This is a genomic window from Vibrio sp. 10N.286.46.A8 (assembly GCF_041470165.1).
Taxonomy (GTDB): domain Bacteria; phylum Pseudomonadota; class Gammaproteobacteria; order Enterobacterales; family Vibrionaceae; genus Vibrio; species Vibrio tasmaniensis_A.
Genome location: NZ_JBFRLX010000009.1, coordinates 129,937 through 145,652, shown reverse-complemented (window position 1 = coordinate 145,652; position 15,716 = coordinate 129,937). Strand labels below are relative to the sequence as shown.

12 protein-coding genes are annotated in these 15,716 nt (G+C 44.8%); 6 read left to right on the top strand and 6 right to left on the bottom strand.

What is annotated here, in order from left to right; genetic code table 11:
• Positions 1–79: 79 nt before the first annotated feature.
• On the bottom strand, positions 80–1,996 hold the full coding sequence (locus tag AB4232_RS01590) for a methyl-accepting chemotaxis protein (RefSeq protein ID WP_372085820.1): 1,917 nt from the start codon (positions 1,994–1,996) through the stop codon (positions 80–82).
• Positions 1,997–2,458: 462 nt separating this feature from the next.
• Between AB4232_RS01590 and AB4232_RS01585 the strand changes: the two genes are divergently transcribed.
• From AB4232_RS01585 to AB4232_RS01560, 6 genes are read left to right on the top strand one after another with little or no spacing between them, the layout of a single operon-like run.
• Complete coding sequence (locus AB4232_RS01585) at positions 2,459–3,415, top strand: MoxR family ATPase (protein ID WP_135382357.1); 957 nt, start codon at positions 2,459–2,461, stop codon at positions 3,413–3,415.
• A 10-nt stretch (positions 3,416–3,425) separates the two neighbouring features.
• Positions 3,426–4,352, top strand: a complete 927-nt coding sequence (locus tag AB4232_RS01580; RefSeq protein WP_135382358.1) for a DUF58 domain-containing protein — start codon at positions 3,426–3,428, stop codon at positions 4,350–4,352.
• Positions 4,349–4,834, top strand: a complete 486-nt coding sequence (locus AB4232_RS01575; RefSeq protein ID WP_135382359.1) for a DUF4381 domain-containing protein — start codon at positions 4,349–4,351, stop codon at positions 4,832–4,834. Before AB4232_RS01580 ends, AB4232_RS01575 begins: the two co-directional genes overlap by 4 nt.
• Positions 4,827–5,819, top strand: a complete 993-nt coding sequence (locus AB4232_RS01570; protein WP_135382360.1) for a VWA domain-containing protein — start codon at positions 4,827–4,829, stop codon at positions 5,817–5,819. The genes AB4232_RS01575 and AB4232_RS01570 overlap by 8 nt, the downstream gene beginning before the upstream one ends.
• Positions 5,812–7,641, top strand: coding sequence for a VWA domain-containing protein (locus AB4232_RS01565; protein ID WP_372085816.1), 1,830 nt, complete (start codon positions 5,812–5,814; stop codon positions 7,639–7,641). The genes AB4232_RS01570 and AB4232_RS01565 overlap by 8 nt, the downstream gene beginning before the upstream one ends.
• A 2-nt stretch (positions 7,642–7,643) precedes the next feature.
• Complete coding sequence (locus AB4232_RS01560) at positions 7,644–9,326, top strand: BatD family protein (protein ID WP_372085813.1); 1,683 nt, start codon at positions 7,644–7,646, stop codon at positions 9,324–9,326.
• A gap of 135 nt (positions 9,327–9,461) precedes the next feature.
• Here the strand turns inward: AB4232_RS01560 and AB4232_RS01555 are convergent, their stop codons facing one another.
• The 5 genes from AB4232_RS01555 to AB4232_RS01535 form a co-directional block, all read right to left on the bottom strand.
• Positions 9,462–11,606, bottom strand: coding sequence for a GGDEF domain-containing protein (locus AB4232_RS01555; RefSeq protein ID WP_372085811.1), 2,145 nt, complete (start codon positions 11,604–11,606; stop codon positions 9,462–9,464).
• 314 nt (positions 11,607–11,920) lie between these two features.
• Positions 11,921–12,670 (bottom strand): phosphate ABC transporter ATP-binding protein PstB, encoded by a 750-nt coding sequence (gene pstB / locus AB4232_RS01550; protein WP_009845819.1) that lies wholly within the window; start codon positions 12,668–12,670, stop codon positions 11,921–11,923.
• Between the two features lie 75 nt (positions 12,671–12,745).
• On the bottom strand, positions 12,746–13,609 hold the full coding sequence (pstA, locus tag AB4232_RS01545; RefSeq protein ID WP_012600195.1) for a phosphate ABC transporter permease PstA: 864 nt from the start codon (positions 13,607–13,609) through the stop codon (positions 12,746–12,748).
• Positions 13,610–13,673: 64 nt separating this feature from the next.
• On the bottom strand, positions 13,674–14,603 hold the full coding sequence (pstC, locus tag AB4232_RS01540; RefSeq protein WP_009845821.1) for a phosphate ABC transporter permease subunit PstC: 930 nt from the start codon (positions 14,601–14,603) through the stop codon (positions 13,674–13,676).
• Positions 14,604–14,727: 124 nt separating this feature from the next.
• A complete protein-coding gene (locus AB4232_RS01535; RefSeq protein ID WP_009845822.1) occupies positions 14,728–15,549 on the bottom strand; it encodes a phosphate ABC transporter substrate-binding protein in 822 nt (273 codons plus the stop codon).
• Positions 15,550–15,716: the final 167 nt, after the last annotated feature.

Sequence of the window (15,716 nt, the reverse complement as noted above, 5' to 3'; positions counted from 1 at the left end):
AAGCAGCATCAGACGTAAAAAAGCCGGATTCACGTGAAATGAATCCGGCTCCAATGTAAGTGTTGCAGTTTATCCGCTATTAAAGCTTAAACGAGCCAACCATCTTATCTAGACGAGAAGAAAGCTGTTGAAGTTCTTGGCTCGCTTCAGCAAGCTGCTCTGCGGTTCCAGTCGTCACTTCGTTGATCGCGTTGATCTCTTCAATGTTCTGGTTGATGGTGTGAACTACAGTTGATTGCTCTTCCGTTGCCGTTGCCACTTGAGTGTTACGGTCAGTGATATCAACGATACGGTCTGAAATACCGCCCAGTACATCCACCGCTTCGTCCGATGCCGATACACCTTCAAGTGTAATCACTTTACCTGCACTCATCGCCGTTACGGCATCTTTAGCATCACTTTGCAGTTGGTTGATCATCTTTTGAATCTCTTCCGTAGAATCTGCGGTACGGCTTGCTAGGTTACGAACCTCATCAGCTACAACGGCAAAACCGCGACCTTGTTCACCCGCACGCGCAGCTTCAATAGCAGCGTTCAGAGCTAGTAGGTTGGTTTGTTCAGAGATGTCACGAATTACACCCAAAATAGAGCCAATGTCTTGAGTCGTTGAAGCTAACTGCTCTACCACTTGACCTGTACTTTCGATGTCTTGCGCTAAACGACTGATCGCATCTTTTGCTTTATTTACCACAGATCGGCCTACTTCAGTATTGCCTGAAGCCTGTGTTGCCGTTTCCGCAGCCGTTGCCGCATTCGATGCAATCTCGCTGATTGTCATGCCCATCTGGTTAATCGCCGCAACTACCTGAAGAGTTTGATCTCGTTGTTCTTGGCTATTGTCGTGGGTGATGTGTGCTTTATTAGAAACACTCTCAGCGGCGACTTGAAGTGCTTGGCTTGTAGAAAACACCTCTTTCATCGACTCGTGAATCTTTTCGATGAATCCATTAAAGCCCTTTGAAAGCTGTGCAATTTCATCGTTGCCTTTCACTTCGATACGCTGAGCAAGGTCACCGTCACCTTCGCCAAGGTCACCGAATCGCTTAGCCAAAAGTTTAATCGGTTGAGTAATACTGTTTGCTAGCACTACGCCCATCAGAATAAAGATTAACGCTACAACAGCGGTCATGATCAGCATCTGTTTAGCCGTTGCATCAAGCTCAGCAAAAACTTCGCTCGTCGGAACTTCACCAACAACGAACCAATCCATTGACGGCACATACAAACTCGCGACAAACAACTCTTGTCCTTTATGTTCCGTTGTAATCAGGTTAAATCCTGACTTGCTTAACAACTGACTAGATTGAGGACCGTAAAGTTGTTGAAGTGATGAATCACTAAGCGAACGTTCGCGATGAATTTGAACATCACCTTGGCTATTCGTTAAGAAAACAAAACCGGTATCTTCGATCTTAAAACTATTGAGTAGACTTACCATGTCACCCATCGATTTCGATAAGCCAGACATCGCTAAACCAGAAGGTTGTTGGTAGTTAGCGAACATTTTCACTTCACCTGTCGCTTCTTGGAACATACTGACCATTGTCTGCTGGCCAGATTGCGTAAAGCCAAAGAACCAACCATCTTGCTGTTGATTGAGTTGACGCAAGAAGCCATCTTGGTTCCAGTAGTAGGCCGTTTGACGGTTTGCTACCGAGGCATCATTTAGCTGGTATTGGTTACGAATATTGTTCAATTGCTTTACTAGCTTGTTCTCTAAGACGGCATCACGATCGGTCGATTCGATAGCGTCAGAAATGAATTCATTCGAAGCAATTTGTTCCGCAGCTAACAATAGCTGAGAGACTTCACGGTCAATTTCACCATTAATTCGCTCTAACATTCCCGGAAGCTCAATATCGACTAATCGATGACTCAAAACATCTCTTGCTTGCTTTTGTGCCATCGCACCGACAATCACCGTTGATGCAAGAACTGCGAAGGTAATTCCAAGTACAACTTTTTGTTTAATACTCAGAGAGTTAGTTTTCAACATATTTGGACCTTTAAAAAGAATCGCTCGTTATTTATATATCCTGAACAGGATTTTTTTGGTGCACTTAAACCAGTAGTGCACTCTCTCCACCATATATCGGCTAAACCCCATCAAACTAGAGAGGTATTTCGCAAAAATTTGTAAGCATGGTGAAACAAAGTAATCATTCTTCTATAGAAAAAACTATCAGCAAGACTAATGCAGTGAAACGTAACCATTCATTTTAATTATCTGGATAATAAGGTTCCACGAAGCTCACTTAACGACAGACCTCTGAAGCTTTGATATATAAAAAACAATTGATATGGTACAAACCATGGCTCAGTGGTTTTTTCTCGTTAACCGCTTGTAAATAATTCCAATTTTGAAAAAATAAATTCCACAAACGTACTGGAACTTTTTCCTAGTAATCAGTGACCAATACTCAAAATAAAAATCAAATGGATACCCAGAGAGTCCAAAATGCACAAAACAAATTTCGAAGTCCTTCAAAACTATTTAGAGTCTCAAATCATTGGTCAAAAAGAGCTTGTTAAGCAGCTGATGATAGCCCTTTTGGCCGATGGTCATATCCTCGTTGAAGGGCCTCCCGGGCTAGCAAAAACTCGCGCAGTAAAATCATTGGCTGACTGTGTCGAGGGAGACTTCCACCGCATTCAATTCACGCCAGATTTGTTACCTGCTGATTTAACGGGTACCGATATATTTCGTCCAGAAACGGGACAATTCACTTTCCAATCTGGCCCGATTTTCAACTCGCTTATTCTGGCGGATGAGATCAACCGTGCTCCGGCGAAAGTGCAAGCCGCAATGCTAGAAGCGATGGCTGAGAAGCAGGTGACCGCAGGTCGAAAAACCTATGCTCTGCCTGATCTGTTTTTGGTGATGGCAACGCAAAACCCGATTGAGCAAGAAGGTACTTACCCGCTACCAGAAGCTCAATTAGACCGTTTCTTGCTGCATTTAGAAGTGGCTTATCCAGACATGGAAAGTGAGCTGGAGATTTTGCGCCTAAACAGAGGCGAAGCTCAAGGCAATCAACCAGTTCAACCAGAGCCTATTTCTCAACAAACTATCTTCGAAGCTCGCCAAGAAGTGCTCAACATTCACATGGCAGACACCATTGAGCAGTACATCATCAGATTGGTAATGGCGACGCGCCAACCTAAGCAATACAGCGACCAGCTTGATCAATGGTTAGACATGGGTGTTAGCCCGCGTGCAACCATCGCGTTAGACCGTTGTGCCCGCGCTCACGCTTGGCTTGCTGGCCGCGACTATGTTACTCCACAAGATGTTCAAGCGATGGCATTCCCTGTACTGCGTCACCGCCTGCTTCGTAGCTACCACGCACAAGCCGAAGGGGTCACTGCAAACCAAGTGATCGCACACCTTATCTCTTTGGTTGGTAGCGCATAGGGATACGCGCATGAATAATCAATTACCCAACCATAGTGACGGTGTCACGTTGAATTTGGACGAACTGCTGCAATACAAAGCGCAGTCTGTTCGCTGGTTGCCTCCAGCCAAGAGCCTGTGGTCGCAACTTAACGGCCAGCACGAAAGCAATCGTAAAGGTCGCGGGATGAATTTCTCTGAGGTTCGTCAATATCAGGCGGGCGACGATATCCGCAGCATTGATTGGCGCGTCACGGCGAGAACAGGCAAGGCGCATACCAAACTGTTTTCTGAAGAAAGAGAACAGCCTGTGATTTTGTTCTTAGATCTGTCGAGCAGTATGATTTTCGGCTCAACCTTGTTGCTTAAATCGGTTCAACTCGCACACTTTGCCAGCCAACTTTGCTGGTTAACCGTCGCTCAAAAAGACCGTATTGGTGCAGTGATCGATACTGGTCAAGAGATCATTGAGATTAAACCCAGTGCTAGCAACCACGCTCCGCTGCGTATTTTACAAAAAGTCATAGAAATCAATAACGCAGCGCTGACTAACCCAAACAATCACAGCAACACAACCTTAGAGCATGGGCTGAAGTCTCTTCATCAGCTTTGCCCGAAAGGCAGCGATATCATTATGCTCAGTGATTTTGTTCGTTATAGCGAAAGTAATTACTCACTTATCAATCAAATACGTCGACATAATCGGGTTCGCTTGGTGCATTTTTACGATCCATTAGAGCAAGGTGTCACTGCTTTCAAAGGTTCAAAACAGATCACCGACGGCAATAAAACGCAATGGTTTAACTTTTCATCAAGCAAGGAAAAGGAAAAGCTCAGTCACGCATTTGATCAGAAGCAACAACAGCTTATGCAAATGAGCCTTTCTTTGGCGATCCCATACAGTTCATTGTCTTGTGCGCAATCGTTAATGAGCCAAGTATCAGGAGTTCAGTCATGAATCAACCTCTCGACTTGAGCCCTATTATTACGCCAAGCGCACCGTCATGGTGGCCTTTGGCATGGGGTTGGTGGTTAATCATTATCACGGCCATTGTTCTGATCGCCTTAGTATTTTTCATTGTAAACAAAAGACAAAAGAACCAATACGCGAAGAACGAAGCACTTGCTTGCTTTCGTGATAGTCAGCCTTCAAATACCTTGTCTCCGAGTGCAGCTCAAGACATCGTTCGTCAGGCAGCACTAAGCTATTTCCCACGCGAAAAAGTGGCAGGCTTATCTGGTGATGATTGGTTGACGTTCTTAGATGCGCAATTGGCAAAACCTTTGTTCGCCGCAAAACAATCGCAATGGCAACAAGCGCTCTACCAAGATGCAACCTTAATGACCGACGAACAGAAAAAGGCTCAACAGCAATTGGTTAACGACTGCGAAACATGGCTTCGTAAAGCCCTTCCTCCAAAGCGAGGTCGTTATGACTGATCTTTTAAACACGAGCTTACTAAATATCGAGTTTGTTTGGTGGTGGATGTTTTTCCTAGCGCCATTGCCAATCCTTGTTTACTTGTTCTCGCCTAAGGCGGAATCGAACAACGCCCTAAGGCTTCCGTTTTTGCCCGAGGACAGCAATACCAAAACACCGAGCAGTCGCTTACCCAAGGCGTTATCGGTCATCACCTGGCTTTTATTAGTGACTGCGATGGCACGTCCAGTTTGGTACGGCGAACCGGTTGAGTTTCAGCCGAAACACCGTGATTTGATGTTGGTTGTCGACCTCTCCGGCTCGATGAGCCAAGAAGACATGCAGTTCAATGGTGAATACATCGATCGCTTATCTGCGGTGAAACATGTATTGAGTGACTTTATTGAGCGACGAAAAGGCGACCGAGTCGGATTGGTGCTATTTGCTGATCACGCCTACTTACAGACGCCACTGACGTTAGATAGAGACACGCTTTCACAACAGCTGAATCAGGCAGTGCTAAAGCTGATTGGTACTCAAACTGCGATCGGTGATGGTATCGGCCTTGCCACCAAAACCTTTGTCGACAGCGACGCTCCTCAGCGTGTAATGATTCTACTCAGTGACGGCAGTAATACCGCGGGCGTATTAGACCCACTTGAAGCGGCGGATATTGCAAAGAAATACAACGCCACAATTTACACCGTGGGTGTCGGGGCTGGCGAGATGATGGTCAAAGAGTTCTTCATGACTCGTAAGGTCAATACTGCTCAAGACTTGGATGAGCGTACTCTAATGGAAATCGCTAAACGCACTGGCGGTCAATACTTCCGTGCGCGAGACAGCAAAGAGCTTGCAACGATTTACGACACCATCAACCAATTAGAACCCGTGACGAACGCTACTAAGATCTGGCGACCACAACAAGAGTGGTTTGTCTGTCCTCTGTCGGCGGCCATGTTCTTCGCATTTATGCTGTTAGCCATTAGGAGAAACAATGTCTAACTTTACTTTTATCTACCCATATTGGTTCTTGGCTCTTGCCGTGCTGCCCGCTATTTGGTGGCTTAGCAAGAGACAATCCAAGCAAGGGTTATTGGCGTCACACATCGCCCGTTATTTGGCTCCTGAATCGAACAAACCCTCGAAAAACCGCAGCACTTATTTCGGTGTTTGGTGGTTGGTCGGTGTCATCGCATTGGCCGGTCCAAGCTTTGAAAAAAATGAACAACCAAGCTTTGAAAAAACACAAGCTCGAGTTGTGCTCATTGATATGTCGATGTCGATGTATGCCACTGACATTAAACCAAACCGTTTAACACAGGCGCGATACAAGGCTTTGGATCTACTATCACTCTGGAAAGAAGGCCTAACGGGAATGGTGGCATACGCCGGAGATGCTTACACCATCAGTCCGCTAACGTCTGACATCAACACCATCAAGAACCTCGTACCCAACCTGTCACCAGATATCATGCCCTTCCAAGGCGGCAATGCAGTATCGGCAGTTAAGCTTGCGATTGAGATGATGACTCGTGCTCATATCTATAAAGGCGATCTGGTACTGATTGCTGATGATATTGATGGTCAAGAGAAGAAAGATATCGACTCACTACTCTCTGGTAGTAATTGGACATTATCAGTCTTGGCTGTAGGTACGGAAAGCGGCGCGCCGATCTCGTTACCTACAGGTTCGATGTTACAGACCGACTCAGGACAAACCGTGGTTGCGAAAACCAACGTAGGCAATATGCGCGACCTGACTCGTCGCTCTGGTGGTACGTTCACTGAAGTTCAATTTGATAACTCAGACGTTGAACACATCGCAAGTTACCTCGACCGAGTTGCGACAACATCAGAAGTGACTAAAACCAATAACTCACTCAACACCAGAGTGAACAACGGTTTCTGGTTATTACCGTTTCTGTTACTTCCTGCACTTGGGCTATTTCGAAAAGGGGTCATTTGGTGTGGCCTAGCTGTACTTGTCTCGTTCAGCCAACCGAATACTGCGTTTGCAAACCCTTGGAAAACCGATAACCAAGTGGGCTATCAGTTATATCAAGATGAGGACTTTCAACATGCCGCAGAACAATTCGAACAGCAAGAATGGAAAGGCATTGCGCAATACAAAGCCGGTGATTTCGAAGCGGCCGAACAGACGCTACAAGGTCTTTCTGGCGAAGATGCTCGCTACAACCTCGCCAATGCACAAGCAAAGCAAGGTAAGTACGACCAAGCGATAAAAGAGTATCAACGTATTCTCGAAAGTAACCCAGAACATACTTACGCAAAGAAGAATCTAGAGATTGTCGAACAGGCTCGGAAGCAACAGCAACAGCAAGGCGATTCTGAGTCCAAAGACCAAAACGAACAAGACCAGCAAGGTCAGCAAAATGATTCTTCGCAAAGCTCGCAGGATCAACAACAAAGCTCTACTGACAATGGGAAGTCGCAAAGTCAAAGCGGCAGCCAAGATCAAAATGAAAGCCAAGCTGATAGTCGCTCTGATTCCAAGGCGGATGAAGAAAGCGACAAGCAAGCTGTGCAACAAAACAAAGCGGATCAAGCAGATAAACAGTCACAGGACAAGGGTGACTCAGCATCTCAGGCAGCCCAAGCACAAGAGACTGCTAAGGAAAACACTGATAACAACGCTCAACAAGCTGCAGCACAAGTATCCGGTCAACCTATGTCGAGCGATCCTGATATGCGAAAACTTGAGCAAGTAGAAAGCGCTCGTGATCCGAGCCAATTGCTTAAAGCGCAAATGATTCTACAAGCACGACAAAAAAGTGCCCCTAACAACCAAAATAAAAAGTGGTAACCATGCGATTTTTAAACAAGCCATTTTTATCAATGCTACTGACACTGCTAATCGGTGTTTTCTCGTCACACTCTGTATTCGCAGCGACCGCTGTGGCGAGTGTTTCGCAAAACAGTGTTACCAAAGATGAAGTCTTCCTACTTAGAGTGGCGACCGATGAAAAAGTATCGTCCGGTGCTTTAGATCTAACCTTCCTTCAGAAGAATTTCTACGTCGGCACCCCAAGCTTTGGGTCATCGATGCGAATCGTCAATGGTAGCCGCACTGTGTCTAGCGAGTGGAATATTACCCTTGCCCCACTTCGATTAGGCCGATTAGAAATACCTAGCTTTGATATTGAAGGTGCCAAAACCCAACCGATCACCATCAACGTTTCGATTAATAAAGCCGCTCCAAAGCAGAGTGATATGGCGGAATTCCAATTAAATCTCAGCAAAAACATCTTGTATCCACAAGAAGTCGCCGAGCTTGATGTAAAGCTCATCATCAAAGCGGATCCAAGAAGATTACAAGATCCCCAGATCTCTCTACCAAACTCATCAAATTTGGACGTGGAACCCATCGGTGAGTCGAAACAGTTCCAAGATGTTATCAACGGACAAGAAGTCACAGTTGTTCAGCAATCTTTCCATATATCGTCACAGCAAGCAGGACAATTTCAGCTTCAAGGGCCAAAGTTAACCGGTGCTGTTGTTTACTCAACCAACAACTCAAGCAAAACTCGCCTTTTCCAGCTCGATACTCCTGTTGAAAGTCTGAATGTCACCGTCAAGCCTGTACCAAAAGGCTATCAAGGTGAGTGGTTACCAACCTCTGACTTTAAGTTGCTACAGAAATGGTCAGACAGCCAAGGTAATGAGCTAACAGATAGCGATGGTTTCGATAGTAATAAGCAAGGTTTTAAATTGGAAGCCGGTGATTCGTTAACTCGCACCATCACAATGACAGCGCGTAATTTAACACAACACCAACTGCCGAAACTAAACATCACCTACCCTAAATCGATACGTGTTTATGAAGAGAAACCGCAATTTGGCACAACCCAGTCTGGTGATGCTGTGGTCGTTTATAAGCAAGTATTGATTCCGAAAGAAGCCGGAAATATCTCGCTTCCTGATGTGTCTCAAGCTTGGTTCAACACCGACACTCAATCGGAACAAACCAGTAAAGCGCTTGGCTTAAAATTGTCGGTACAAGCTAGCGAGCAAGCTGCATCAAGTACGCCTCCTCCAGCGATTGAAGCGCCGATACAACAAGTAAGCCCGACGGTTGTTAGCGTTGATAACCCAGGAATATGGCCTTATCTCACTGCGCTATTTGCTATGTTGTGGTTAACCAGTTCTGCGATTACTTTCTACTTATGGTCACGCCGCGGTGAAGCAGTAAAACCAAAGCAAAAAGATGAACGTCAATCCGATACGGCAGAAGCGCTTATTGCCGCTCTGAAAATGAAAGACGGTGTGAAGACGAGAACTTTGTTCGAACAGTGGAAATCTGAAAATGCCGATCTACGCGATGAGACGTTAGAAGCCGTTGAACGTGAGTTAAACAAGCTAAACCAAAGCCTTTATGCTGAAGATGACTCACTAAGTCAGCCATGGGATCCTTCTGAGGTAATCAAAACGGTTAAGAAACCAAAACGCATCTCGAACAAAGCACACAAGAGCACATTAGAAAGGCTTTAATTAACCGGTGTTCTAAGTAAGCAGAAAGCTAATTAGGCAGAAAATCTAAGTAAAAAAAAGAACGAAGCCGTGATGACCACATTGTGATCATCACGGCTTCAGTCGTTTTTGAGAACGGGAAAAACAGATACCACACTAAGTCAGTGTAGCCGCAACTTTTCTTCGCTTCATAGCCGAGACAATTCTATTTCGCCCTGAATCTTTCGCCTTATACAAAGCCTTATCTGCCTTGCCATACAACAAATCAAAATCGAACTGGCGCTGATCCGAAGTTATCGATGCATAACCCACAGACGCGGTTAAATATTGGCTAGTGCTACTTTTACAATGGAGAATTTTTGCATCTTCAATACTTTGTCGAATCGACTCTGCACGCTGCTTTGTTGTTGTGTGATTGGTGCCGATCATCAACAACATAAACTCCTCACCGCCGATACGACAGAAGGTTTCTTGATCACCGTAAACATGAGTGCTCAGTATCTTGCCAATGGCACGTAAAGCGACATCCCCCTCAGTATGGCCATAGACACTGTTGTACAAACCAAAATGGTCAAGATCGACAAGAATTAACCCAAAGGTGACCTCATTCTGCGTAGCAAATGCACCTTGTTCCTCACAATTCAGATTATCTAAAACTTGTGACAGCATACGGCGATTACCAAGACGAGTCAGCGGGTCGAGTTTAGAAATCACATCGAGCTGTTCATTCGCATTTTCAAGCTCTTGAGTTCGCTTGCTAACCTCTTGTTCTAGGGTTTCATTGAGCTTTTTGATCTCTTCTTGCGCCATGGTTCTTTGTAAGACTTCAGCAAGGCTAGAGGCGAAGATACGTATCACTTCACGCAGTTGTGAAGTTAAAGGGCTTCGTGTTAGCAAATTATCCGCAGCGATAAACGCAATCGGAACGCCTGTATTTGTGGTGAGCATTGTCATTGCCGTCCAGCCAACTCCGACAATATTATAATCATGATAAATTGGGACCGATTCTTCAAAAGCAACTTGGTTAGGGTAAGTACGAGCTGCAGACACAATGTCGCGCTCTACCAGCTCTGATCGATAATAGGACTCATCGACAATATCGCCTTTTATATCGGTACCCCAAGTACCTTGCATGTAACTGCAATTTTTATCGGTAAGGAAAACGGCTAATCGATCAATGCCTAAATGCTGAATAGCAAAACTGACGGCGGACTTACACACAGCACTGACGCTATCGCAGCGAGACAACTCAACCATACTCGAATGCAGCATTCGGATGTTCAGTTCTTGGCGTTTACGAATGTATATCTGAGACAGCAGAGAGCCGAACGATTCAAGCATCTGCTTTTGGTAATTGGTGATTGGCGAGCGGTGAATGTAGTTGTCCATGGCAATCCAACCTACGGGTTTATCCCCTTCACGCAAAATAAGCATGCCATTCCACCCTTGCCCTACAACCTTACCTTCAGTGTAGAGTGGAGCATGTTCAATAACGACCAAGTTAGTGTGGTTGTCAGACAATGCCTCGATATATTCCGATTCAAGCTGATGCAGGTCATATTGAGTGTGATGTTCGCTGTTGGTTTTTCCTAGTTCATCGGTGCCGTAGGTGCCACTAAAACAACGCTTTTTCATATCAAGCAACATAAATATGGCGCGATCAAAACCAAGTCTATCGCGTACCGCCTCTACCGATGCTTTGTAGAGTGCATCCAATGATTCAGGGTTCGAGAGCTCTAACGCCACCTGATGAACCAATTTCATATTCTCGACAAACAACTCTCGAAGCTTAATTTCATCAAGATATTGCGCTTCACGTGTATCCCTATGCTTAATCTCGATAGCTGCATTTTTTTCTGCGCGAATACACTGCCAGCGAGCTGCCGCTAATTGAAGGCCATCCAGCCCTTGGTCAAAGGTTTGATTAACTTTTTCTGCGATGCAATTTTGAATAATTAAATAAGTTCTACAGGCTGGTGCGTTGTCGAGCATCATGATGAACGACTCTCCACCAAGCGCTTTACTGTGCTCCCACTTGCACGTATTGAGCGACATCGGTAACACACCGTCTGCAGTGTCGAACTGTGAAACCCATGGCCAAAATGTTGAAGGGTAATGATCAAGAGAGGTTAATTCACCGTAGGAAAACAACGGTAACGAGTCACTTTCTGGTATTGGCTCTGCAAATATTCCGACCCCTTGGGGGCCAAGCATTTTAATCAGGTAGTCAAACAGAGACTCAGCCAATAAACGGTGATCACGCGTAGCAGATATCTGTTTTGCAAAGGCTTTAACATGCACGGCGTTGATCCATTGGCTAATAAGAATAACGCAAAAATACAGAAGCCTTGATATGCAATCAATGTAACTAAAAATGAGATGTTAAGTGGGTCGCAATTTGACCTTTTGCATTATCACAAGCATGAGAAGGACTACAAAAATGGGATTTCCTGCCCAAAATTTCGTCGACATGTGATGTTTTTTAACAGCATAAAAAAGCCCCACCTAAAGTGGGGCAAAACTTCCATCGCTTATAGTTATAGTGATAATTCTGTAAATCGAATATCTAACCTGCGTTTCAGTTAGTGGTATTGACCACGTTATCGATTAAGCAATTAACCAAAGTCACCGTTTACATAGCCTTTAGTGCGATCATCTTTTGGTTCGCTGAAGATAACGCTGGTTTCGTTGTGCTCTACAAGCTCTCCCATTAGGAAGAAAGCCGTGCGGTCTGAAATACGGCGGGCTTGCTGCATAGAGTGCGTTACGATAACGATAGTGAAGTTCTTCTTCAGATCTTCCATCAACTCTTCAATTTTATGAGTCGCAATTGGATCAAGTGCTGAAGTAGGTTCATCCATCAAAATTACGTCTGGTTGCATTGCGATAGTGCGAGCAATACACAGGCGTTGCTGCTGACCACCAGACAAACCGAATGCGTGTGCTTTCAAACGATCTTTCACTTCATCCCAAAGTGCCGCGCCGCGAAGTGAACTTTCAACCACTTCATCAATGTGCTTTTTGTCTTTGATACCTTGAGCACGTAGTCCGTATGCCACGTTTTCATAGATACTCATTGGAAATGGGTTTGGCTTTTGAAAAACCATGCCGACTTTGATACGTAGATCAGCCACATCTATATTGCCGTAGATGTTATCGCCATCCATCTCAAGAAGGCCGGTGATTTTTACACCTTCAATAAGATCGTTCATTCGGTTCAAGCAACGTAATAGCGTTGATTTACCACAACCCGACGGGCCAATCAAAGCGGTCACTTGGCGCTCTGGCACGGGTAGGTTGATTGATTTAAGCGCTTGGTTTTCGCCGTAAAAAAGGTCTAGGTCTTTAATATTAAATTTGTTCATATTCGTAATCTCGTAATTCGTCAAAGTCTGTACTGTTTTTGTTTTAGGAGCTCATTTGGCTCTAGAAAACCCTGCTTAGTAAGTTGCAGTATTAAAACGTCTTGCGATCAACTTCGTGAGTGTGTTGATCAGCAGTACAAGAACAATCAGTACTGTTGCTGTGCCGTATGCTTGATTCCATTCTTCAATGGTAAATAGCTCCGTCGTTAACTTATATAAGTGAACGGTTAATGTACGGCCAGAATCCAATAGTGAATCTGGGATACGAGCAACCATGCCTGCGGTCAAGAATACTGGCGCTGATTCACCAATAACACGACCAATACTCAGAATAACTGAAGTGATAATACCCGGCATTGCACTTGGTAGAATCAAACGCCAGATTGTGTAGATTTTAGAAGCACCTAAACCATATGAGCCTTCACGATAAGTTTGAGATACCGCCATCAACGCTTCTTCAGTAGTACGAATAATCACTGGAAGAATCAAGATACTCAGTGTCAACGCGCCCGATAGGATAGAGAAACCTAAACCTAAAATAGCTACGAAAAATGTCATACCAAACAGACCGAAGATGATTGACGGAATACCTGCTAATGATTCGGTACAAAATCGAATGATCTTAACTAAGCGACTGCCTACTTTTGCGTATTCAGTCAGGTAGATTGCCGTCATGATACCCAATGGCGCCGCAACCGCAATCGAAGCAATAACCATGTAGATGGTCGAGATGATCATCGGAAAAATGCCGTGCTCATCGCCCGTTCGCGTGTAGTCATCCGTGATGAAATTCCAATCAACGTGCTGTAAGCCGTTTGAGAGGATGTACCACATAATCCAGAACAAGAAGCCCACCGTTAACGCGGCAGCAGCCCATATAAAACCACTCAGAACGGCGTCTTTACGTGCGCGGGCTTTCTTTAACGCGATTTTATTCATCGTCTTACCTTGCGGGTTCGTAGGATTAGTTTGAGGTGCTACGTTATTTTCTAAAGACATAATGTTACCTCGCCTTCTCACGGTTCAAGTAAAGGAGAATTGCATTCAGAGACATGATGAAAACAAGGAGAACAACACCCGTCGCATAGAGCGCACTTGCGTGAATACCACTCGCGTAAGACATTTCAATCGCAATGTTCGCGGTTAGTGTACGAGCTGAATCCAAGATACCTTCAGGCATTGCCGGCGCATTACCCATCACCATAATGATTGCCATCGTTTCACCAAGAGCACGGCCTATACCCAAAATTACGCCCGTCATAATGCCTGAGCGAGCAGCCGGAACGAGCAACTTAAAGATAGTAAAGATCTTTGAAGCACCTAACGCTAAAGAACCTTCTTTGTACGTTCTTGGTACAGCACGGATTGAGGTTTCAGAAACCGTAATTACCGTCGGAAGGATCATCACACCCAGAACAATAATACCCGCCAAAATCGTGTTACCCGCAGGCACTTGAAATACGTTTTGAATCAGGGGAACGATAATAACGAGACCGAAGAAGCCGTAAACTACCGAAGGTATACCCGCTAGCAATTCGACAGCAGGACGAATGATGTCCGCCAGACGCTTTGGCGCGATTTCAGCAATAAAGATTGCCGTTAACACACCAATCGGCACACCGACCACTACTGCACCTAATGTCGATACGACAGATGCCACAATCATGGTTGCAACACCGTAAAGTGCTGGTGGTAGCCAGTTCTGTCCTAGCACGATGCCCGATAGGCCCGCTTCCTGGAACGCAGGGATACTTTCTCTAACGATGAAAAAAGCAATAACAGCAAGGGATACGATGCCGATGATTGCGCTAGTAAGAAATAAGCCGTGAAAAATACGCTCTTTCCAATCTACACGCTTCTTTTTACGTAAGCCGCGTTTCAGTTGAGTCGCTTCGCTATTCATAAGCTGTTCACTATTCGTTGCGATGGTCATAACAAGTCTCACATATCGAAATCCTTAACACGCTGTCTAAGCGTACGGATTAACTCGAAGTGGGATAGAAAAGGCTCAGCCTGAAAAGGTAGGCTGAGCAATATTTAATTAATTGAGATATAGATTAGTTAACTGAGATGTAGCCTTTGTTCTCAACAAGAGATTGAGCTTCGTCAGTTAGCATCCAATCTAGGAACTTTTGAGTTTCAGAAGAAGGCTTACCTTCTTTGTAAAGTACTAGGAAAGGACGAGCTACTTTGTAAGAACCGTTCTTAACGTTGTCTACAGATGCTTCAGTACCGTCAATTGCAAGCGCGTTTACTGAGTTATCTACTGTACCTAAAGAGATATAGCCGATTGCGTAAGGGTTAGATGCAACCATTGTTTTTAGTGCACCGTTACCGTTAGCAACTTGAGCACGTTGAGAGATTGCTGATACTTTCGTGCCAGAAATCTTCATTTTAAGAGACATGATGTCTTCGAATGCGCCGCGAGTACCCGATGCTGTATCACGAGTGATTGCTACGATTGGCTTGTCTGCACCACCAACGTCTTTCCAGTTTGTTACTTCACCTTTGTAGATAGCTGTTACTTGCTCAGCCGTTAGACCGTCAAGGCCATTCTTAGGGTTAACCACGACTGCGATGCCGTCACGAGCAACCACCTCTTCAACGAGTGTTGTTTCTTTCTCGCTATCTTTAAGGTTACGAGAAGACATACCTAAATCTGCACTGCCGTTCTTCGCCGCTTTAACACCAGCAGACGAACCTGGGCCTTGTACTTCGATAAATACGTTTGAATTCGTTTTCATGTATGTTTCAGAGAAAACTTCCATCAGTGGCGTCACGCTGCTTGAACCAACTGCTGAAATAGTTTCTTTAGCTGAAGCTGGAGTAACTGTTAGTGCACCTAAAAGAGCGATTGCACCGATAACTGTCTTTTTCATCACAAATTTCCTTAAGTGGCGTTATTGCCGTTGTGTTTAACTTGAACGGTGCCCACTTTAGAATCTGAATGTGACAGTTGTGTTTCATTAAATTGAAGCCTATATGACAACTACAAATTAGTAGATAATTTATCTCCTACTCGATCAATTGATGATTGCACATCTAT